This window comes from Myroides odoratus, assembly GCF_001549985.1.
GTDB lineage: Bacteria > Bacteroidota > Bacteroidia > Flavobacteriales > Flavobacteriaceae > Flavobacterium > Flavobacterium odoratum_A.
Genome location: NZ_LROZ01000005.1, coordinates 12,179 through 31,325, shown reverse-complemented (window position 1 = coordinate 31,325; position 19,147 = coordinate 12,179). Strand labels below are relative to the sequence as shown.

Here is a 19,147-nt window from a genome sequence, read left to right as displayed (position 1 = left end):
GCCACTTGTGTAAACAAGTGGCTTTTATTACTATTAAGAAAATGATTATTTTTTCATTTCTTTCATTTCTTTTTCGATCATATCATAGAATTGATCGATTTTTGGCATCAAGATGATTCTAGTTCTTCTGTTTCTTGCTTTGTTTTCAGCAGTATCATTGTCAACTAGAGGCACATATTCTCCACGTCCTGAAGCTACTAATTGTTTAGGATCTAATCCTAAATCTTTTTGTAATACTCTAACGATAGAAGTTGCTCTTTTCACACTTAAATCCCAGTTATCTTCAAACATTGTGTTTTTGATAGGCACGTTATCTGTGTGTCCTTCAACCATTAATTCAAAATCAGGTTTGCTTTTTGCAATTTTAGCTACTTTTGCTAATACAGCTTTCGCTTTATCATTTACTTGGTAACTAGCAGATTTGAATAACAATTTGTCAGCAATTGAAATGTATACAACTCCTTTTTCTACGTTAACTTCAATATCTGGATCGTCAAACCCAACTTCTTTTTTCACGCTTTTTACTAAAGCTAAAGTCACAGAGTCTTTCTTAGTAAGTGCGTCTTGTAATCTTGTAATTTTTAAATCTTTTTCTTTTAAACTTTCTAAAGATTTTTCTAAGTTGTCAGCCCCTTTTGAAGATAACATGGTTAAGTTACCTACGTTGCTAATCAAATCAGATGTGTTTTTCTTTAAATCATGTACTTGGTCTGATAAAACTTTTTTCTCAGCAAGTGCAGAGTTCAATTGAATTGTACAAGTGTTTAACAAATCTTGTACTTCTTTGTTTTTTGCTTCTAAATCAGCAATTTTTTGTTTTGTACCACATGACGTAAGTGCAAGAGCCAAAACTGATAAACCTAAAACTACTTTTTTCATAAATAAAAAAATGATTGAATTTTGAGTCAAATATACCAAAAGCATTGAGATTCTGGCATATCTGAGTAAAAATTATTTATTGTTTGTTTCGAATTATAATGAAATTCTTTTTTCTAAGTACAAAGTACGAAAAAATTACGGATTTTTCTGTGAAATAATTGTTAATGCTTGTGAATTCTACTTTATTTTTGAGTTTTCGAATGCGTTTATAGAAGGCAAAATGCGATCGAATGATCGCCCAACAATGCTTGGGTTTGAATTGCAACAGAAAACGAATGCCTGCAATACCGTCCAGGCAAAGGCGAATGAATATCGTACTAAACTTGTGATGAGCTGGTAAATTCTTGTACAACATCATCAAGGAATTGCGAAAGTTGAGGTAGGTTTTTCTTGGATTGTTGTAGTTTAACGTTGCCCCACCTACATGGTATACAGTTGAGAAACCACAATATTGAATGCGATAGCCTCTATTTTGAGCACGCCAACACAAGTCGATTTCTTCTTGGTGTGCGAAGAAATCTTCATCAAAGCCATTTAAAGCCTGGAACACTTCATTTTTAATGCACAGACAAGCTCCACTCGCCCAAAAAATATCGACTACATCATCGTATTGTCCTTCGTCTTTTTCAATAGAATCAAAAATACGCCCTCTACAATAAGGGAAGCCATATTTGTCAATATAACCTCCTGCCGCTCCTGCATATTCAAAATACGCCTTGTTTTTGTAATCGAGTATTTTGGGTTGTACAATCGCTAGGTCTGGATTTGCATCAAACAAAGCTGCAATAGGAGTTAACCAGTTTGGGGTTACTTCAATGTCTGAGTTGATTAAAATGAGTATGGGTTCAGTTATATCTGCTAATCCTTCATTGTACCCTTTTGCATAGCCATAGTTTCCGTTGTTTTGGATGATTTTTACCGTAGGGAATGCCTCCTGAATAAACGCTTGACTCCCATCCGTAGAAGCATTGTCAACTACGTACAAGTTAGCTTGTGGTGAAAATTGCTCCATGGCAGGTAAAAATGTTTCTAAAAGTTTTTTGCCGTTCCAGTTTAAGACAACTAGTGCAAATTGTTTCCCCATAATCCTCTTTTATTCAGTTGTAAAGGTAGTGTAGTTCGGTAGCGATGGCAAAAAGAAATAACTTTCTTTCTCATAATCCATCTGGCAGAAGTAGTGATTCAATCCATTGGTTACGTACAAATGTTCTGCGCGCAGTTGAAAATTGTAGCGCGCAATTTGGTCAAAAGTCTGTTGGGTAATGGCAACCGAAGGAGCCTTACATTCAATGAGAATGGCAATTGATCCATTGGGTTTAAAGACTACAACATCGTAACGCTTGTTCATTCCGTTGATCTTGACAATTTTTTCGACACTAATAAGCGAAATAGGATATCCTTTATGCTCCATTAAATCGTGTACGACATGTTGTCGTACCCACTCTTCAGGAGTTAGAAGAATAAATTTTTTACGGATCACATCAAAAATAGCTACCTTATTTTCACTATTTTTGAATCGGAAATTAAAAGCTGGAAAGTTTAATCTTTGCATAATACAAAGATATTTGTTTAAGCGAATAGTACAATTTTAAGTAAATTATATTTTGGAACAACTCAAAGAAATCGTAAAGAATATTAAGAATAAGACCATTGCCCCAGTGTATTTTTTAATGGGAGATGAGCCTTATTACATTGATAATGTTGCGGATTATATCGAAAGTAATGTCTTGACTGAAGAAGAAAAAGGATTTAATCAGATGATACTTTACGGGAGAGATGTTACCATTCAAGATATTGTATCGAATGCAAAACGCTTTCCTTTGATGGCAGAAAAACAAGTGATCATTGTAAAGGAAGCCCAGGATTTAGCCAAAACTATTGAGCAGTTGGATGATTATGTCAATCAACCCCAACCATCAACTGTATTGGTATTTTGTTATAAGTATAAAACAATTGACAAGCGCAAAAAGCTATATAAAAGTTTGCAAAAACATGCGGTGCTTTTTGAAAGTAATCGCTTGAAAGATTATAAGCTAGAAGGGTGGTTGCAACAAACAGTAGCCAAACGCGGCTATAGTATTGATCCAAAATCGGCTGCGATGCTGATCGAGTTTTTGGGGAATGACTTATCTAAGATTGTCAAAGAATTAGATAAATTGACTCTTGTTTTACCCAAAGGACAGCCTATTACGGCTGAGGTGATTGAGAAAAATATTGGCATCAGTAAGGATTATAATAATTTTGAATTGATGAAAGCGATTGTCGATCGAAATCAATTACAAGCGTATAAAATAGCAAACCACTTTGCACAAAACCCAAAAAATAATCCGTTTGTTGTCACAATTGGCATTGTTTATGCTTATTTCTCTAAGTTGCTATTGTACCACGGACTGCAAGATAAATCACCGCAGAACGCGATGAGACAGTTAAAAATCGTACAGTACGCAATAAAAGATTACGAATTGGGTTTTAAAACCTATCCGATGAGGCGAGTAAGTCAAATTATTGCTCACCTGAAAGAGGTAGATTTAAAAGGAAAAGGAGTAGGAGCAGCACAATTGCCACAAGGCGATTTGTTGAAAGAAATGTTGATGAAGATCTTTAATTAAAACAGAGGAAATGGCGAATAATTTGAATAAGAATAAAATATTAGGGTATGCAACCTTAATTATGATTTTGATGGGAATTGTATTGATTGCCCTGGGCACATTAAAATACTACGAAATAGCAGGCTGGGGATTCGCAGCAGTTGGAGTTGGCTTCTTAGCCATTGCTTGGGTATTTAATGCCTTAAAAGGACGCGTATAAGTTTTTTTGACTGATGTTTTGTTCAACGTCAAAAAATAAGAAAGTGTTCTTTACTGTCTAGCTTGAATTAAAACTACAAAAGCTAGTTAAAAAGAAGAAAATAGTTAAAAATAAAAAATCTTGTAATTGATTGTTGTTTTTTTGTCAAAAACGAATAATCAGTTACAAGATCCTATGTGCTTAAATTCCAAGGTGCTCTGCGTACTCATCGTAATAATCTATTTCTTCCTCTTCTAAATCTACGTACAGTCCAGCTGGCATATCAGCCTCACTTAGTGGATAATTTAAGTTTTCGCCTACCGATTGGGTTGTATCAACATCCTGCTCTTGTAGGTCTTTAAAACGGATCGTTCTAAAAAATCTTTCCATACAATTTGTGTGTTTTTATTACTTTAAATATACAAATAAAAATTTGATTATTTTGGGTGTTTTTGAACGATTAATTACTATTTTTAAAAACTTTAACATATAGTGAGTTTTCAATTGTATAATAGGAGTTGATTTAACCGTTTTTAAGATTTGAGCAATGAAAAGAAAGACGCATTTAACTCTCCAGTCGGGGTATAATCATGTTTGATATTAAAAATAGAAGATACGTAGTTTGGGGATTGGTCGCCATTCTCTTTGCAGTCAGTATGGTTTTTGTCGATTTATTCTTGTTTCCTTATCAGGAGTCTGAGGAAACAATAGTGGCCTATAGCCTCATCAAACAAGGCAAAAGCAACACGGTTACCGGTTATCATTTTTATACCGATAAGGGAACGGAGTTTTCTTTAGACCAGGATTTTGTCAAAGAAGATGTTGTTGTTTTAAATCGAACGACTTTGTATAAACAAGTGGTCCGTGTGAAAACGGAAAAGCGCGATTACTCCTCCCTTTTGTCATCTGGATTTAATGGATTTAGTCTCGTCTTGATTGTTGTATTGACTTTTTCAACGATTATTGGATTAATCAAACTCTCGGGGACTGAACCCTTAACTGTCAATCAGTATCAAAACTATGTTTTGTTTACGGGCTTTATGTTGTTTTGTGTGGTGTCCATCTGGATCATTTTTAATTAGAAAGAAGCATAAAAAAAAGAAGCTACTAATGAGCTTCTTTTTTAGAAATAGATTAGAATCAACTTACATTTTTTTCAAAATTAATGCACTCGATTTTTGAGGGAATAAAACATATTCAAATAATGTCGCTTTGATTTCATTTGCATGGAGAAATTCCTCTATTGTTAAGTAATACGTATAGGCACCGTTGCGGTTTTCTAAAATAAGCGTATTAGCGGAATATTTTTCGTATTTACTCATGTACTGTACCGTTTCCATATTTGCAATCCCTGTGGTATTCTCTGCTTGAATTACGGAACATGAACCATTGTCGTTGAAGGTAATGGTAAAAACTTTTTGCCCATTGAGCTCTGCTTTCCAAGTACCAATCATTTGTTGTACGTCTAGGACAACATCTTCTTTTTGGCGAATTAAACGGCCAGCTTGCCCTTGCTCATGAATACCTGATACGGTTAATAGTACATCTAATTCATTAGTAGAAATGTACTGTTTAACTTCAATAATAGAATAATCCGTCATTTTCATACCAGAAGAAATTACATCCAAGTGAACTTTATCCCCAAGTATTCTGTATTCTCCTTGCATTAGCGTACCGAAGTATACAAAGTTAAACGTATCATCAGCATAAAAATTATAAATGATATCGTGTGAAGCTGCATTCTCTAATTTCCATTTTCCACGGATTAGTTGAGCTAAATTGTGTTGTTCCTGCTCTATTTGAATGGCAATTTCATTGGATTTAATGTTTGTTCGCTCTGCGTAAACTTTAAGAAGAGGGATATCTGTTGCTTTAACGGTGTAAGTATTGCCTTCAATAGGTTTGGCATTAACATAAAAAATAACCCCTGTTGTTAGGTCTTTTTGTTCACTGTTAAGGGCAGAGAATGTAAGAGTCTCATTCACCTTAGCCACTTCTTTATTGGCTTTTATGTTTAACGTTTCTTTTGCAACCGTAAGGGTAATAGGAGCACTGTTTTGATAGTTGCGTTTCGTCGCTACCACTTGGTATATAGCAGCTGCAGGTGCTTTATACGTATAGCCTACAATAGCTTTGTTGTCCACGAGGATGGTAGCGTCTGTGATTGTTTTCCCCTTGTTGTCTAATACAACAAAAGAAACGTCTTCTCCTAATAAAAGTCGTTCAGTACTCGCTTTAAGTGTTAAGGTTAGTTCTTCTGTCGTTGAGTCGTCACTACTACAACCGAAAACAAAAACGCTAAGCAGTAAAATCACTGCAAAATTGGTGAATTTTTTGGTAAACATAATTGATTATTTAATGATGGGGCAAATGTAATATAACTTATTTTTATTTAGATTAAATATTGATAAAATAACATAGGGTTGTATGTTGTTGTTTTTCAGTTGCTTGTTTTGATTTTTATTTGTTTGAAGTAAAAAAGAGTACGTGAAGCTTTGATAAAAAGGGTGAGGTGGTGAGGTGGTGAGGTGGTGAGGCGGTGAAATCGGAACGCAGTGTAGATTCATTGAACACCAAAACCAATATAAAATAGGTGAGATAGATGGTGAGGTTTGTTTTTTATGAGGTTTGTTGTTTGCTCTTTGTGAAGTCGTAAGATTTCTCGATTAAAGAATATGATTGCAAAAAAGCCTTTTGCAAAAAAAACGAAAAGGCGTCCCATAATTTATCTTGTTACTTGGCAAATTGCCATTTGGTACTACGAGATTTTACCTATCATCGACTTACAACCTCACCGTCTCACCCTCTCATCGCCCCACCCTCTCACAACAAGATTATTATTTTTACCCTATTGAAAATTATTTCTTATCTCCGTAATAATGTGTATTTTTGGGGTATTCGATGCTATTGTTCGTACTCAGGGTGAGTGATAACAAGAGCATTACATCATTATTCAATCAATTTTTTACTTTATGTCAGACGATAAAAAGGTAATTTTTTCCATGTCGAAGGTGAGTAAAACGTACTCATCAACAAACAAAACAGTTTTAAAAGACATTTATTTGAGCTTCTTTTATGGGGCTAAAATTGGTATTTTGGGTCTTAACGGTTCAGGTAAATCTTCATTATTGAAGATTATTGCTGGTGTTGATAAGAATTACCAAGGGGATGTTGTATTTGCTCCAGGGTTTACTGTGGGGTATTTAGAGCAAGAACCAGAATTAGATGAAGAGAAAACGGTAATCGAAATTGTAAGAGAAGGTGCTGCTGAGATTGTAGCCGTTCTTGATGAATTCAATAAGATTAACGATATGTTTGGTTTACCAGAAGTGTATGAAGATGCAGATAAAATGCAGAAACTTATGGATAGACAAGCAGAACTACAAGATAAGATTGATGCTGTAGGAGGATGGGAATTGGATACAAAATTAGAGATTGCGATGGACGCTTTGCGTACGCCAGATCCAGATACACCAATTAAAGTATTATCAGGAGGAGAGCGTCGCCGTGTGGCTTTATGTCGTTTATTGTTGCAAAATCCAGACGTATTGTTATTGGATGAGCCTACCAACCACTTGGATGCAGAATCTGTACATTGGTTAGAGCAACACTTACAACAATATGCAGGAACTGTTATTGCTGTAACGCACGACCGTTATTTCTTAGATAATGTTGCAGGATGGATTTTAGAATTAGATAGAGGAGAGGGGATTCCATGGAAAGGAAACTATTCTTCTTGGTTAGACCAAAAAGCAAAACGATTAGAACAAGAAGAGAAAACAGCATCTAAACGTCGTAAAACGTTGGAGCGCGAGTTGGATTGGGTTCGTCAAGGGGCAAAAGGTCGTCAAACGAAACAAAAAGCAAGGTTACAGAATTACGATAAGTTATTGAATGAGGATCAAAAACAATTGGAAGAAAATTTAGAGATTTACATTCCAAATGGACCTCGTTTAGGAACGAATGTAATCGAAGCTAAAGGTGTTGCAAAAGCGTTTGGTGATAAGTTGTTGTATGACAACTTAAACTTTACGTTACCTCAAGCGGGTATTGTTGGAATTATTGGACCCAATGGTGCTGGTAAATCAACTATTTTCCGCATGATTATGGGAGAACAGACACCAGATGCAGGAACATTTGCTATTGGAGATACGGTGAAGATTGCTTATGTGGATCAGTCGCATTCTAATATTGATCCTGAAAAATCAATTTGGGAAAATTTCTGTGATGGACAAGAATTAATCATGATGGGTGGTCGCCAGGTAAATTCTAGAGCGTATTTAAGTCGCTTTAATTTTGGTGGATCAGATCAAAATAAAAAGGTAGCTACCTTATCTGGAGGAGAGCGCAACCGATTACACTTAGCCATGACGTTGAAAGAAGAAGGAAACGTATTGCTGCTAGATGAGCCTACGAATGATTTGGACGTTAATACACTACGTGCATTAGAAGAAGGTTTAGATAACTTTGCAGGATGTGCAGTAGTGATTTCCCACGACCGTTGGTTCTTAGACCGTATTTGTACGCATATCTTGGCTTTTGAAGGAGATTCACAAGTGTATTTCTTTGAAGGTTCTTTCTCTGAATATGAAGAAAACCGTAAGAAACGTTTAGGAGATGTTGCTCCAACGCGTTTGAAATACAAAAAATTAGTTCGATAATTCGATATTTTTGATAGATAAAAGGGATGGCTTACAACTGTAAGCCATCCCTTTTTTTTTAGAGCAATTTCTTTTTACTTCAAACGAAATTTACTCTTAGCTCCTATTCTTCATTTACTTAATACATTAATAACTATTTCGTAAGGTTAAAAATAAGGAATTAACATTTTTACCGCTTAACTTTAAATAAAAGAAGTAAGTCTATGGAAATCCTTTATGTTATTATAGCGCTACATGCCGAAAATAAGCAAGCTTTTACAGCCGAGTTAAGTGCTTTATTTCCTTTTGCAACGATGGATTATGTTGTGCATAAAGATGATTCTTTACTGCTGTTATCCGTTAATATTGATGAAATATGTTGGACGAATTTTGATCTTTCGGTCTTGTTCTTGGAGGATAAAATTATTTCTTTTAGCCGTAAACATCCTTATTTGAAAGTAGGTGTGATTAATAAAATAGGACAGTTACACACGTGTTTTTACGATGGATATATCATGAAAAATAAGCAAATTATTTTTGAGTATGCTGAATTATATCAAGGATATGTTCCCGTATTGAAACAATTGTTAGGGCAAAGTGACGATACATCACTTGCTGTTTTTGATGTGATTTTTTCCAAACAGTATTAGGGATGATTCATTTGGTTATTTTTCTGTGCGAATCTCTTGTAAAAAGGTTAAAAAAGAGCAATTTCAAAGTTTAATACTTACCTTTGTAGGATTGAGTACAATCAAAAAAATATACTTATGCTATCATTTAATAATGAGACTAAACAACTGATTATTCAGGATAATTACAAAGGAAGGTTAACTTCTTCTCGTTTGATGTCTGCTATTATTTTGGGGATGTCTTTGGTGCGTTTATTTATGGCGAATTGGGAGAGTCCGAAAGAAATGGATTACGTTTTTTGTATTATCGCAGCGGTGTTTTTGTTTTTGGTTTATAAAAATTTTCTGACTAAAACAGCCGCTGAACAGTTAGATAAAGTAGCCATTAAGTATGTGAAAATGCCTAAAGGTTTGGCTACAAAAGCAGTGGTGAAATTAAATAATGGCAAAGTAAGAGAGATTTTTAACTTGAAGACGAAGGAGCAACAAGGAGCGTTGAGAAAAATCTTGACAAATGCCAAAATAACAATGAAATAAGGCTGATTAACAGCGTATAATGTATAGCATGCCAAAGAATAAAGAAGGGATTTTATCCCTTTTTTCCTTTTAGTAGAGGTAGGGTTTGGCAAAACCCATCAGAAAGTTTACTTTTAGTGGGGTAATTCTTTGACTAATTAAGAACATAAATGGATGAATAAATCATTTGATTTAAGAAGTGTAGTGGTTACACGTTATGTCACTCCTTTGCGAGAAGGAGGGTCTTTGCCTGCCTTAGCGGATGCTGATGATGGTTTTAAATATGTCATTAAGTTTCGAGGTGCAGGACATGGTGTAAAGGCTTTGATTGCAGAGTTACTGGGAGGACTATTGGCCAAAACTCTAGGGTTACCAGTACCTGAATTAGTTTTCGCCACTTTAGATGAAGCATTCGGTAGAACAGAGGCGGATGAGGAAATACAAGATCTATTGAAGTTTAGTCAGGGACTAAACTTAGGACTGCATTTTTTATCAGGCGCTTTGACATTTGATCCCCAAGCGTATGAAGTCGATGAAAAATTGGCTTCTCAAGTGGTTTGGTTGGATGCTTTTATCACGAATGTCGATCGTACGTTTCGCAATACGAATATGTTGATTTGGCATAAAGAATTATGGCTGATTGATCATGGGGCTTCTTTTTATTTTCATCATTCTTTTACCAATTGGGAGAAAAGTGCTTTGACCCCTTTCACGCTGATTAAAGATCATGTGTTGTTGGGAAAAGCGTCTCAATTAGATGAAGTAAACGAGGCGTTTACTCGTATTTTAACGGATGAGGTTTTACAAGATATAGTACAACAGATTCCAGTTGATTGGTTGATTTGGGAAGAGTCAGCATTAAATCCAGAAGAAATTAGAGCCGTTTATTATCAGTTCTTACAACTAAGACGAGATCATGCAGCGCTCTTTGTTAATGAAGCAAAAAAGGTACGTCATGTTGGTATATGAGTATGCAGTGATTCGATTCGTTCCTCGTGTGGAACGTGGAGAGTTCATTAATATTGGACTTTTACTTTTTTGTAAACAAAAGCGAGCACTGCGCGGACAGTATTTTTTAAACCGCGAAAAGTTAGCCTGTTTTGCCACAGAAATTGATCTGGATGTTTTAGAAAAACATATTCAAGCGTTTATTGCTATTGCACAAGCAGAGGCAAAGGCAAGTCCTATAACGGGATTTGATGCTGCTGAGCGCTTTAGATGGCTAGCCGCAACAAAGAGCTCCTGTATTCAAGTTTCACCGACCCATTGTGGTTTGACAACAGATGCAGAGCAAACGTTTAATCAACTTTTTGAAGAATTAGTCTTGTAGCTATGCCATTATTTTACCTCAAGGATGTCGTTGTGAATAAAATAAAGTATTTTTTAGTTCGCTTGCCGTTCTTGCTTAGTTTTATTTCTTTGTTTGCTCTGATTTTTGATTTGGGTTTCAATACGTTGAACGATTATCACAGCCATTTGCACCATTTGTACAATGTGTGTTTAACCTTTGGTATGGTAATTATTGCGTATCGGTATTATAGCGCTTTTCAAAAAAAGAAATTCCCTAGTTTAGGCGTTAAAATCTTCGATATTTTTAGCGTACTTTTATTTTTGACATTGGTTGTTGTTCGTTGGCAGCCTGAACATACCATTCGCTTTTTTGATAGTAATGCGGTAATTTTCTTTGCTGTATTTATCATGCTTGTGCGTGAGTTTTCCATGTTACAGCTCAACTTGAAGAAAACAAAACTCACTCCACCTCAGTTGTTTATTGTTAGTTTTTTACTGATTATCTTCATTGGAGCCTTTATGCTTTCTTTTCCAAAAGCTACGGTTACTCCAGGGAGTTTACGCTATATTGATGCGCTATTTACCGCGACAAGTGCCGTTTGTGTTACAGGATTATCAACCGTTGATATAGGAAGTCAGTTTACTCTTTTTGGAAAGACGGTAATGATCTTTTTAATGGAATGTGGAGGATTGGGAATCATGACTATTGCGAGCTATTTTAGCTATTTCTTTAGAGGAAAAGCATCGTATGGCAATCAATTGGTGTTAAAAGATGTTTCGTCTATTGATAAGTTAGGGGATGTTTTCGGAACCTTGAAACGCATTATGATTATCTCTGGAATTATCCAATTAATTGGAATGATTGCCATCTTTATTAGTATTCGAAATCAAGTATTTGATTCGATATACGAGCGAATATTCTTCGCCATTTTTCATGGAGTATCTGCCTTTTGTAATGCGGGATTCTCTACTTTACCTGAAAATTTATATACCCTAGAATATCGATTCAACTACCCGTTGCAATTAATTATTGCTGGTTTATTTATTATGGGCGGTTTAGGCTTTCCCATCGTTTACAATGTGTACAAATACGCCAAGCATCTTATCGTTAATCGAATACTTCCTTTTAGTTTGAAGCAAGCAAGTGTATATGTACCTCGAGTAATTAATTTGAGTACTAAGATTATTCTCCTTACAACAGCTAGTTTGATTGTAGGAGGAACTGTTTTGGTTTATTTTTTAGAATACAACAATACCTTAGCTGAACATCATGGTTTTGGAAAAGTCGTAGTGGCCTTTTTTACAGCAACTTCTCCCCGTACTGCAGGGTTTGCTTCTGTAGATAATAATTTGTTTACTGTGCCGACATTTTTAATTCTGATGCTTTTGATGTGGATTGGAGCTTCTCCAATTTCTACTGGAGGGGGGATTAAGACTACAACATTTGCTATTGCACTATTGAATATATGGACGTTGATGAAAGGAAAGACAAGAATTGAGGTCAATCGAAGAGAAGTAGATGAATCTGCTGTTAGACGTGCATTTGCTATTATCTTTTTATCTTTGTTTAGTATAGGAGTTGCATTATTTGCTTTGACCTTTTTTGAACCTAACATAGATATTATTCGCTTAGCTTACGAGGCATTTTCAGCGTATAGTACAGCAGGATTGAGTACAGGTATTACAGCAAAATTGGCAGATCCGAGCAAAGTAACCCTCATCATGTTGATGTTTGTGGGACGAGTGAGTATCTTGACGATTTTAATCGCAATTAGCAAAAAAGAAACGATAACCAATTACAGGTATCCAACAGAAGAAATTTTGATTAACTAATAGGAAAGTTAGGATGAAATATATAATTATCGGTTTAGGAAATTTTGGTGCTTCTTTGGCTCAAAAGTTAACCGAACAAGGAAATGAAGTCATCGGAGTCGATAAAAATATGGCTCGTGTTGATGCAAATAAAGACAAAGTATCGCATACCATTTGTTTGGATTCAACAGATCAATACTTAGTTGCTGGCTTGCCCTTGGCTAATACCGATATTGTTATCGTTGCCATTGGAGAAGATCAAGGAGCTAATATCATGACAACAGCTGTTTTAAAAAACTTAAATGTTAAGCGTTTAATCAGCCGTGCAATTACTCCGTTACATGAAAATGTATTACAAGCTATTGGGGTTGATGAAATTGTACACCCAGAAGAAGAAACAGCAGAGCGTTGGGCAAAGAAATTATGCATCAAAGGGGTCGTAGATTCGTATGAGATTAATGGGCGCTATAGTATTGTTGAAATTACAATATCGGATCGTTTTGCCAATAAAACACTTGGAGAAATAGGTTTTAGAACCAATTACAACTTGGTGGTTTTGACTACTTTGAAGGTAAGAGAAGAACGTAATTTCTTTGGTGCACAAAGAAAAATTCATGAGGTGCAAGGCATTGCTTCTTATGATACGGTTTTACACAAAGGTGATATTATGGTGATTTACGGCGATAATAAAGATATTAAGCGCATATTGAATGACTAGAATTGGGTTTTGGTTATGAGTTATGAGTGCAACCAAGCAATTCTAGCAAATTAAGATATATAAAAAAGGCGAGGGATTTAATCCCTCGCCTTTTTTATATTGTTTTTTTAGATATTGAACTGTCTTATTTCTAGGATAACTTACTCATATCTCATAACACCCTACAACTCTACATTTCCGACAGGATAATCTCCTAAATAATGAGATAAATCAATTGTCTTATAGGTCAATTTCGAATACTTGTTTGAAAAGAGAATGATACAAGCATTTGAATCCGCTAAGCGGATATAAGAAGAAGTATTTCCTCTCCACCAACCGTTGTGGTAGGTATAGTTTTTATTGTTCTTCATTTTGATTAAACGCATACCTAAGCCATAGTTACGCGTACCTTTGCTCTCAAAGCTATACCCTTCTGTCATTTGCGCTTTTAAATCAGCACTTAAAAAGTCATCCGAATACATTGCTGTGTCTAATTTGAGCATATCTCTTGGGGTAGTATAAATATTTTTATCCCCATAGGTACCATCCATATAATCCCAATGCATTTCGCGGTAATTTGAATTATAGGATTGAGTGACTTCATTTTTATGTGTAATGTCATCAAAGACAAAACTGTGGTTCATTTCTAGTGGATCAAAGATTAAATCACGAACTACTTGTTTGAATTTTTTACCTGTTACTTTTTCTGCAATAGAAGCAAGAACCACATAATTGGTGTTGCTATACGTAAAACGCGTATTCGGTTTGAAGTCCAAAGCAACGGTTTGACTATTGATTACTTCTAAAACTTGGTCATTGGTAATTACATTTTGACTGGTCCATTTGTTTGGATAGTAGCCATAATATTTTAAACCACTGCGGTGACTTAATAAGGTACGCACCGTAATATTTTCATACGGAAAACCGTCGATAATTTCTGAAACAGGTTGATCTAGGCTCAATAAATCCTCTTGTACCAAGCGCAAAATAGTTATTGCTGTAACTACTTTACCCACAGAGGCTACGTGAATAGGTGTGTTTTCGGTAATGGCTTCATTTTGTCTTTTATTCGCATAGCCAGAATAATTTTCATATAAAATCTTGCCGTTTTGTGCGACCAAAAAACTTCCTGTGTAACCACTTTTCTTGATATATTGATTGTAGAAATCTTCGATTTGTTGTCCTTTTTCAAGGATATACTCTGGTTTTAGTTCTTGAAATGAAGTTTCATAAGGCTTATCAACAAAAACGTTATGTTCTTTGATGATAGGCATATTCAAGGCTAAATCCATAGTAGCTTCCTGTTGCTGTTTGCAAGAAGCGAAAGCTAATAAGCTAACTAAAGAGATTGCGAGTTTGGTATTCATTAGTCTTACTGTCTTTGTAGGGATTTTTTAAAGAAAAAACCAAATTAGTAAAAGTTATCGAATATCAAAGAAATTTATTCCTAAACTTTCAATTTACACATAAAAAAAATAGGAAGTACGCAATCCATCTTCTTTTTTTAAACGATAAATGCAAGATTGGCGATTTACTTCTATGGAAATACTTGAGGAGTGGATTCTCTTGGTCATTGTTTAGATATGAAGTAAAAAAGCAGTAATTTTACTCACAAATAGTAAAAGATATGAGTAAAATAGAATGGAAAACGGCGATCGAGTTCGAAGACATTACCTATAAAAAGTGTAATGGAGTAGCTCGTATTGCGTTTAATCGACCAGAAGTTCGAAATGCTTTTAGACCTAAAACAACGAGTGAGTTGTACCGTGCTTTTTACGATGCGCAAGAAGATACTTCTATTGGTGTTGTATTACTTTCTGCAGAAGGACCTTCGCCAAAAGATGGCGTGTATTCTTTTTGTAGTGGAGGAGACCAAAAAGCAAGAGGGCATCAAGGGTATGTAGGAGATGATGGAATGCATCGTTTGAATATCTTAGAGGTACAGCGTTTAATTCGCTTCATGCCTAAAGTAGTTATTGCTGTAGTGCCAGGATGGGCTGTTGGTGGAGGTCATAGTTTACACGTAGTTTGTGATATGACTTTAGCGAGTAAAGAACATGCTATTTTCAAACAAACAGATGCGGATGTAACTAGTTTTGATGGTGGATATGGTTCTGCGTATTTAGCTAAAATGGTAGGACAGAAAAAAGCGAGAGAGATTTTCTTTTTAGGAAGAAACTATTCGGCTCAAGAAGCTTTTGAAATGGGGATGGTTAATGCGGTAATTCCACATGCGGAGTTAGAAGACACAGCTTATGAATGGGCACAAGAGGTATTAGCGAAATCACCGACTTCTATTAAGATGTTGAAATTTGCGATGAACTTGACAGATGACGGTATGGTTGGGCAGCAAGTATTTGCTGGAGAAGCCACTCGTTTAGCTTATATGACAGAAGAAGCGATTGAGGGACGCAATGCATTCTTAGAAAAACGCAAGCCAAATTTCCCTAAGAAATGGATTCCATAATAGATATAAAATAAAGTAAATAGTTTGTTCGCCTTTGCGCGGAAAGCTGTACTTTTGCAAACTTATGCAGATCGCCTTATCGCTGGTTTAGCAATAAACGAGAGGAAAGTCTGGACACCATAGAGCGGTATAGTGGGTAACACCCATCCGCGGAGCAATCCGTGAGGACAAGTGCAACAGAAAGGATGTACAGGTAATGCTGTAGTGAAATCAGGTAAACTCTATACGGTGAAATGCCATGTATATTTAGCGTTCGAGGGCTGCTCGCCCGATGCTTTAGGGGTAGGCAGATAGAGCCATTGAGTAATTGATGGCCTGGATAAATGATAAGGGTGCATTTCGGTGCATACAGAATCCGGCTTATAGATCTGCATTTATTTTTAAATCAATGTATAAGAATAAAAAAATCCACACCTAGGTGTGGATTTTTTTTATTCTTCTTCTATATCTTCGTCCTCTTCTTCTGATGCGTATTCAAAAAAAGTAAAGACAGATCCGCCGTAGTTCTTTTCAAAAGAAAAATGAGGCAGATGCTCTAGTTTCGTGAATTTAGAGTGTTCCACTACTAACATGCCCTCTTCGTCTAAGAGGTTATTGTTTAAGATATCTGTTACAATTTTCTCAAATTGCTCTTGCGTGAAATCATAAGGAGGATCCGCAAAGATAATGTCATAGGTTCCTTGGTGTTTTTCAAGAAATTTGAATACATCCGATTTGTAAGGAACGATATTTAAATCAAAATCTTTTGCTGTTTTCTTAATAAAATTGACACAACCATAATCAGCATCAATGCTGACAATATTTTCCACGCCTCTTGAAGCAAACTCGTAGCTAATACTTCCTGTGCCTGAAAATAAGTCTAAGACTTGTAGCTCAGAGAAATTGAAGTGATTGTTTAAAATATTAAACAAAGCTTCTTTACTCATGTCTGTAGTAGGGCGAACAGGTAAGTTTTTAGGTGGACTTAGTTTTCTTCCTTTTAATTTTCCTGAAATAATTCTCATAGATGGAATAAAATATAATGTTGTTTGGGTACTTGATAATGTAATAGAAGGGAAGGAGCAATAGTGGCTTGTTCCTCCAAAATTTCTACGTGTCGGATGTAGGTATAGGCCTGTTCAAATAAGCTGTCGTCTTTTTCAATTCGGCTTAACAGTTTTAACGGAACCGTTTCTGGATCCAGTTTGAGCTGTTCGTATACAAATAATAGATAGTAGATGAAATCTTGTGCGGTATTGTATAAGAAAGAGTTGAATAAAATTAATTGTCCTTCTTGTACAACGATGAGTTCGAAGTGATCTTTTTGCACATAGGCATATACTTCGATTGCTGTGTGTTTAGTTGAAAGATCTAGAATATGATCAACTAAAGGGGTATTAATATGTTGATAGGTAAATTCCCCAAGTTGATCCAATAAAACATTGTTGATTTGTACATAGGGAATATACACGTTGTTGATATTTTTAGCTGCTAACTCATCAAAAGCAAAAAAGTCAGTAGAAAATACTTTGGTGTTATATTGTAGATATGATCCGAGTGCCTGCTCATCAAATAAGGCAAGTGGTACGAATGTATTGAGATTGTTATCGTGTAAAACTAAAATATCTTCAAATGGAGAGGTTAAAACTTCATGTTTAGCAAAAAGACTGTGCAACTGATCTTCAATTGGTCTATTTTGGTTGAATCCTTCTGAGGCAAAATGGTGAATTTGTTTCGATTCAATGTCTTGAATGATAAACGTAAATTTCTGAAGGGATACCTGAATGATAAGTTTGTTTAAGCTTTGCTCCATCGTTTTTGCACTAAATTTCTAACTGCGAATGCGAGAGACAAATTTAAACAATTTTAAGGGAGTATATTAGTCTTGGGGTAAAAAGCTTAGTATCTTTGGTGTTTTAGGTGTATTTAGGAGAATAATAGCATGAGAGGAACTGAATTTTACAAGGTGTTACGACATCAATTTCCGTATGAACTGACGTTAAAACAAGATATTTTTTTACAAAAGATAGCTGAGTTTATTACCGCAGATCAGCAGGATGAGTTGTTTGTTTTGAAGGGATACGCGGGCACAGGAAAGACGACCTTGCTATCTGTTGTAGTCAATCAATTGCGTTCGATTCATAAATACGCCGTGATGTTAGCACCAACAGGACGTGCTGCTAAAGTGATTAGCAGTTATGCTCAGCGTCCAGCTTTTACCATCCACAAGTATATTTACTATCCTAAACCATTAAAAAATGGAGGAGGAATGCAGTATACCATGCGTCAAAACAAGCATAAAAACACCATTTTTATTGTGGATGAGGCTTCGATGATTGGCGATGGTTCTGCTGGCGATAGTAGTATGTACCCACATGGTTCTCTTTTGGATGATTTGATTTACTATGTATATACGGGACAAAATTGCAAGCTAATCCTAATTGGAGATGTTGCACAGCTTCCGCCAATTAACATGACAGTAAGCCCTGCGCTCGATACAGATCAATTGAGTTTTCACTACAATATGCCGATTCAATACATTGAATTAGATGAGGTGATGCGTCAAGAAGAGGATTCTGGAATTCTCTATAATGCGACGGAATTACGCATGTTGTTGGATTCACATTTTATGGATACGTTCCAATTTAACTTATACGGATTTAAAGATATTATTCGCCTAACAGATAGTTACGATATTCAAGATGCTATTTTTTCGTCCTATTCTAATGCAGGGCCTGAAGAAACAATGTTTATTGTGCGTTCGAACAAACGCGCCAATGCCTATAATCAGCAAATACGCATGCGTATTCTGGATCGGGAGAGTGAAGTATCCGCAGGGGATTTATTGATGGTCGTGAAAAACAATTACTATTGGTTGAAAGATTCTACGGTGACAGATTTCTTAGCTAATGGCGATATTATTGAAATTCTGCAAATTTACAAAACCGTAGAGCTTTATGGTTTCCGATTTGCTTCGGTACGCATTCGCATGATTGATTACGATCAGATGGCACCTTTTGACACGGTAATTTTGTTAGATACCTTGACAAGTGAATCACCAGCTTTGACGTATGAAGAGAGTAATCGTTTGTATCAAGAAGTATTGTTAGACTATGAAGATGAAATTTCGAAGTACAAAAAGAATCAAAAGGTAAAAGAAAACGAATATTTTAATGCCTTGCAAGTGAAGTTTTCATATGCAGTAACTTGTCATAAATCACAAGGTGGGCAATGGGATACGGTTTTTATTGAACAACCGTATTTACCTGAAGGCATTAATCAAGACTATGTGCGTTGGTTGTATACTGCCATGACACGTGCGAAAAGCAAATTGTATTTGATTGGTTTTCAGGAGGAGTATTTTGAAGAGCAATTGGATTAATGCCAAGTAATAAATCAGGAATTTCTATAGTAAGAAAATCTTGAAATCCCTTATCTTTGATTGAAATTA

General features: G+C 35.6%; 20 protein-coding genes and 1 other RNA gene. 13 read left to right on the top strand and 8 right to left on the bottom strand.

The features are described from left to right. Positions 1-45 precede the first annotated feature (45 nt). From AWV75_RS07020 to AWV75_RS07010, 3 genes are all read right to left on the bottom strand, one after another. Entirely contained in the window at positions 46-879 is an 834-nt protein-coding gene (locus AWV75_RS07020) for an OmpA/MotB family protein (protein WP_060873899.1), read from the bottom strand. Positions 880-955: 76 nt separating this feature from the next. Continuing rightward, entirely contained in the window at positions 956-1,963 is a 1,008-nt protein-coding gene (locus tag AWV75_RS07015) for a glycosyltransferase family 2 protein (protein WP_060873709.1), read from the bottom strand. Positions 1,964-1,972: 9 nt separating this feature from the next. Next, a complete protein-coding gene (locus AWV75_RS07010) occupies positions 1,973-2,431 on the bottom strand; it encodes a type I restriction enzyme HsdR N-terminal domain-containing protein (RefSeq protein ID WP_060873708.1) in 459 nt (152 codons plus the stop codon). Between the two features lie 52 nt (positions 2,432-2,483). On the opposite strand from AWV75_RS07010, the gene holA reads away from it, so the two are divergent. Together holA and AWV75_RS07000 are read left to right on the top strand one after the other, a co-directional pair. Next, on the top strand, positions 2,484-3,488 hold the full coding sequence (holA, locus tag AWV75_RS07005) for a DNA polymerase III subunit delta (RefSeq protein ID WP_060873707.1): 1,005 nt from the start codon (positions 2,484-2,486) through the stop codon (positions 3,486-3,488). Positions 3,489-3,498: 10 nt separating this feature from the next. Further along, positions 3,499-3,687, top strand: a complete 189-nt coding sequence (locus AWV75_RS07000; RefSeq protein WP_002986661.1) for a CAL67264 family membrane protein — start codon at positions 3,499-3,501, stop codon at positions 3,685-3,687. Between the two features lie 180 nt (positions 3,688-3,867). On the opposite strand, the gene AWV75_RS06995 is transcribed toward AWV75_RS07000, so the two are convergent. Next, positions 3,868-4,056 (bottom strand): hypothetical protein, encoded by a 189-nt coding sequence (locus AWV75_RS06995; RefSeq protein ID WP_060873706.1) that lies wholly within the window; start codon positions 4,054-4,056, stop codon positions 3,868-3,870. Between the two features lie 200 nt (positions 4,057-4,256). Here AWV75_RS06995 and AWV75_RS06990 point away from each other — a divergent pair, with 200 nt between their 5' ends. Then, positions 4,257-4,748: a hypothetical protein gene (locus AWV75_RS06990; RefSeq protein WP_060873705.1), complete on the top strand. Its 492-nt coding sequence runs from the start codon at positions 4,257-4,259 to the stop codon at positions 4,746-4,748. A gap of 63 nt (positions 4,749-4,811) precedes the next feature. Here AWV75_RS06990 and AWV75_RS06985 read toward each other — a convergent pair whose 3' ends face one another. Continuing rightward, positions 4,812-6,011 (bottom strand): hypothetical protein, encoded by a 1,200-nt coding sequence (locus tag AWV75_RS06985; protein WP_060873704.1) that lies wholly within the window; start codon positions 6,009-6,011, stop codon positions 4,812-4,814. A gap of 627 nt (positions 6,012-6,638) precedes the next feature. Here AWV75_RS06985 and ettA point away from each other — a divergent pair. From ettA to AWV75_RS06950, 7 genes are all read left to right on the top strand, one after another. After that, on the top strand, positions 6,639-8,327 hold the full coding sequence (gene ettA / locus AWV75_RS06980) for an energy-dependent translational throttle protein EttA (protein ID WP_002986653.1): 1,689 nt from the start codon (positions 6,639-6,641) through the stop codon (positions 8,325-8,327). A 203-nt stretch (positions 8,328-8,530) separates the two neighbouring features. Then, positions 8,531-8,956 (top strand): hypothetical protein, encoded by a 426-nt coding sequence (locus AWV75_RS06975; protein WP_060873703.1) that lies wholly within the window; start codon positions 8,531-8,533, stop codon positions 8,954-8,956. A gap of 117 nt (positions 8,957-9,073) precedes the next feature. Then, positions 9,074-9,472: a hypothetical protein gene (locus AWV75_RS06970; RefSeq protein ID WP_060873702.1), complete on the top strand. Its 399-nt coding sequence runs from the start codon at positions 9,074-9,076 to the stop codon at positions 9,470-9,472. Between the two features lie 153 nt (positions 9,473-9,625). Further along, positions 9,626-10,420 (top strand): HipA family kinase, encoded by a 795-nt coding sequence (locus tag AWV75_RS06965; protein ID WP_060873701.1) that lies wholly within the window; start codon positions 9,626-9,628, stop codon positions 10,418-10,420. After that, a complete protein-coding gene (locus tag AWV75_RS06960; RefSeq protein WP_060873700.1) occupies positions 10,407-10,781 on the top strand; it encodes a DUF3037 domain-containing protein in 375 nt (124 codons plus the stop codon). The genes AWV75_RS06965 and AWV75_RS06960 overlap by 14 nt, the downstream gene beginning before the upstream one ends. A 2-nt stretch (positions 10,782-10,783) precedes the next feature. Continuing rightward, a complete protein-coding gene (locus AWV75_RS06955; protein ID WP_060873699.1) occupies positions 10,784-12,574 on the top strand; it encodes a TrkH family potassium uptake protein in 1,791 nt (596 codons plus the stop codon). Positions 12,575-12,587: 13 nt separating this feature from the next. Further along, the gene (locus AWV75_RS06950; RefSeq protein ID WP_060873698.1) at positions 12,588-13,271 is read left to right on the top strand and encodes a potassium channel family protein; all 684 of its coding nucleotides are present in this window, start codon (positions 12,588-12,590) and stop codon (positions 13,269-13,271) included. Between the two features lie 161 nt (positions 13,272-13,432). Here AWV75_RS06950 and AWV75_RS06945 read toward each other — a convergent pair whose 3' ends face one another. Beyond that, entirely contained in the window at positions 13,433-14,617 is a 1,185-nt protein-coding gene (locus AWV75_RS06945) for a serine hydrolase domain-containing protein (protein ID WP_060873697.1), read from the bottom strand. 260 nt (positions 14,618-14,877) lie between these two features. On the opposite strand from AWV75_RS06945, the gene AWV75_RS06940 reads away from it, so the two are divergent. Next, complete coding sequence (locus AWV75_RS06940) at positions 14,878-15,717, top strand: 1,4-dihydroxy-2-naphthoyl-CoA synthase (protein ID WP_060873696.1); 840 nt, start codon at positions 14,878-14,880, stop codon at positions 15,715-15,717. 63 nt (positions 15,718-15,780) lie between these two features. Then, positions 15,781-16,096, top strand: an RNA gene (rnpB, locus tag AWV75_RS06935) — RNase P RNA component class A. A 52-nt stretch (positions 16,097-16,148) separates the two neighbouring features. Here rnpB and AWV75_RS06930 read toward each other — a convergent pair. Both AWV75_RS06930 and AWV75_RS06925 read right to left on the bottom strand, forming a co-directional pair. After that, entirely contained in the window at positions 16,149-16,721 is a 573-nt protein-coding gene (locus tag AWV75_RS06930; protein WP_060873695.1) for an RsmD family RNA methyltransferase, read from the bottom strand. Beyond that, complete coding sequence (locus tag AWV75_RS06925) at positions 16,718-17,509, bottom strand: DUF3822 family protein (RefSeq protein WP_060873694.1); 792 nt, start codon at positions 17,507-17,509, stop codon at positions 16,718-16,720. Before AWV75_RS06925 ends, AWV75_RS06930 begins: the two co-directional genes overlap by 4 nt. Positions 17,510-17,638: 129 nt before the next feature. On the opposite strand from AWV75_RS06925, the gene AWV75_RS06920 reads away from it, so the two are divergent. Then, positions 17,639-19,078: an ATP-dependent DNA helicase gene (locus tag AWV75_RS06920; RefSeq protein WP_060873693.1), complete on the top strand. Its 1,440-nt coding sequence runs from the start codon at positions 17,639-17,641 to the stop codon at positions 19,076-19,078. Positions 19,079-19,147: the final 69 nt, after the last annotated feature.

Excerpts from the sequence above, each read along its gene's own strand:
- AWV75_RS07020 (WP_060873899.1), bottom strand. The coding sequence starts at position 879 with ATGAAAAAAGTAGTTTTAGGTTTATCAGTTTTGGCTCTTGCACTTACG.
- AWV75_RS07015 (WP_060873709.1), bottom strand. The coding sequence starts at position 1,963 with ATGGGGAAACAATTTGCACTAGTTGTCTTAAACTGGAACGGCAAAAAA.
- AWV75_RS07010 (WP_060873708.1), bottom strand. The coding sequence starts at position 2,431 with ATGCAAAGATTAAACTTTCCAGCTTTTAATTTCCGATTCAAAAATAGT.
- AWV75_RS07000 (WP_002986661.1), top strand. The coding sequence starts at position 3,499 with ATGGCGAATAATTTGAATAAGAATAAAATATTAGGGTATGCAACCTTA.
- AWV75_RS06995 (WP_060873706.1), bottom strand. The coding sequence starts at position 4,056 with ATGGAAAGATTTTTTAGAACGATCCGTTTTAAAGACCTACAAGAGCAG.
- AWV75_RS06990 (WP_060873705.1), top strand. The coding sequence starts at position 4,257 with ATGTTTGATATTAAAAATAGAAGATACGTAGTTTGGGGATTGGTCGCC.
- AWV75_RS06985 (WP_060873704.1), bottom strand. The coding sequence starts at position 6,011 with ATGTTTACCAAAAAATTCACCAATTTTGCAGTGATTTTACTGCTTAGC.
- ettA (WP_002986653.1), top strand. The coding sequence starts at position 6,639 with ATGTCAGACGATAAAAAGGTAATTTTTTCCATGTCGAAGGTGAGTAAA.
- AWV75_RS06975 (WP_060873703.1), top strand. The coding sequence starts at position 8,531 with ATGGAAATCCTTTATGTTATTATAGCGCTACATGCCGAAAATAAGCAA.
- AWV75_RS06970 (WP_060873702.1), top strand. The coding sequence starts at position 9,074 with ATGCTATCATTTAATAATGAGACTAAACAACTGATTATTCAGGATAAT.
- AWV75_RS06965 (WP_060873701.1), top strand. The coding sequence starts at position 9,626 with ATGAATAAATCATTTGATTTAAGAAGTGTAGTGGTTACACGTTATGTC.
- AWV75_RS06960 (WP_060873700.1), top strand. The coding sequence starts at position 10,407 with ATGTTGGTATATGAGTATGCAGTGATTCGATTCGTTCCTCGTGTGGAA.
- AWV75_RS06955 (WP_060873699.1), top strand. The coding sequence starts at position 10,784 with ATGCCATTATTTTACCTCAAGGATGTCGTTGTGAATAAAATAAAGTAT.
- AWV75_RS06950 (WP_060873698.1), top strand. The coding sequence starts at position 12,588 with ATGAAATATATAATTATCGGTTTAGGAAATTTTGGTGCTTCTTTGGCT.
- AWV75_RS06945 (WP_060873697.1), bottom strand. The coding sequence starts at position 14,617 with ATGAATACCAAACTCGCAATCTCTTTAGTTAGCTTATTAGCTTTCGCT.
- AWV75_RS06940 (WP_060873696.1), top strand. The coding sequence starts at position 14,878 with ATGAGTAAAATAGAATGGAAAACGGCGATCGAGTTCGAAGACATTACC.
- AWV75_RS06930 (WP_060873695.1), bottom strand. The coding sequence starts at position 16,721 with ATGAGAATTATTTCAGGAAAATTAAAAGGAAGAAAACTAAGTCCACCT.
- AWV75_RS06925 (WP_060873694.1), bottom strand. The coding sequence starts at position 17,509 with ATGGAGCAAAGCTTAAACAAACTTATCATTCAGGTATCCCTTCAGAAA.
- AWV75_RS06920 (WP_060873693.1), top strand. The coding sequence starts at position 17,639 with ATGAGAGGAACTGAATTTTACAAGGTGTTACGACATCAATTTCCGTAT.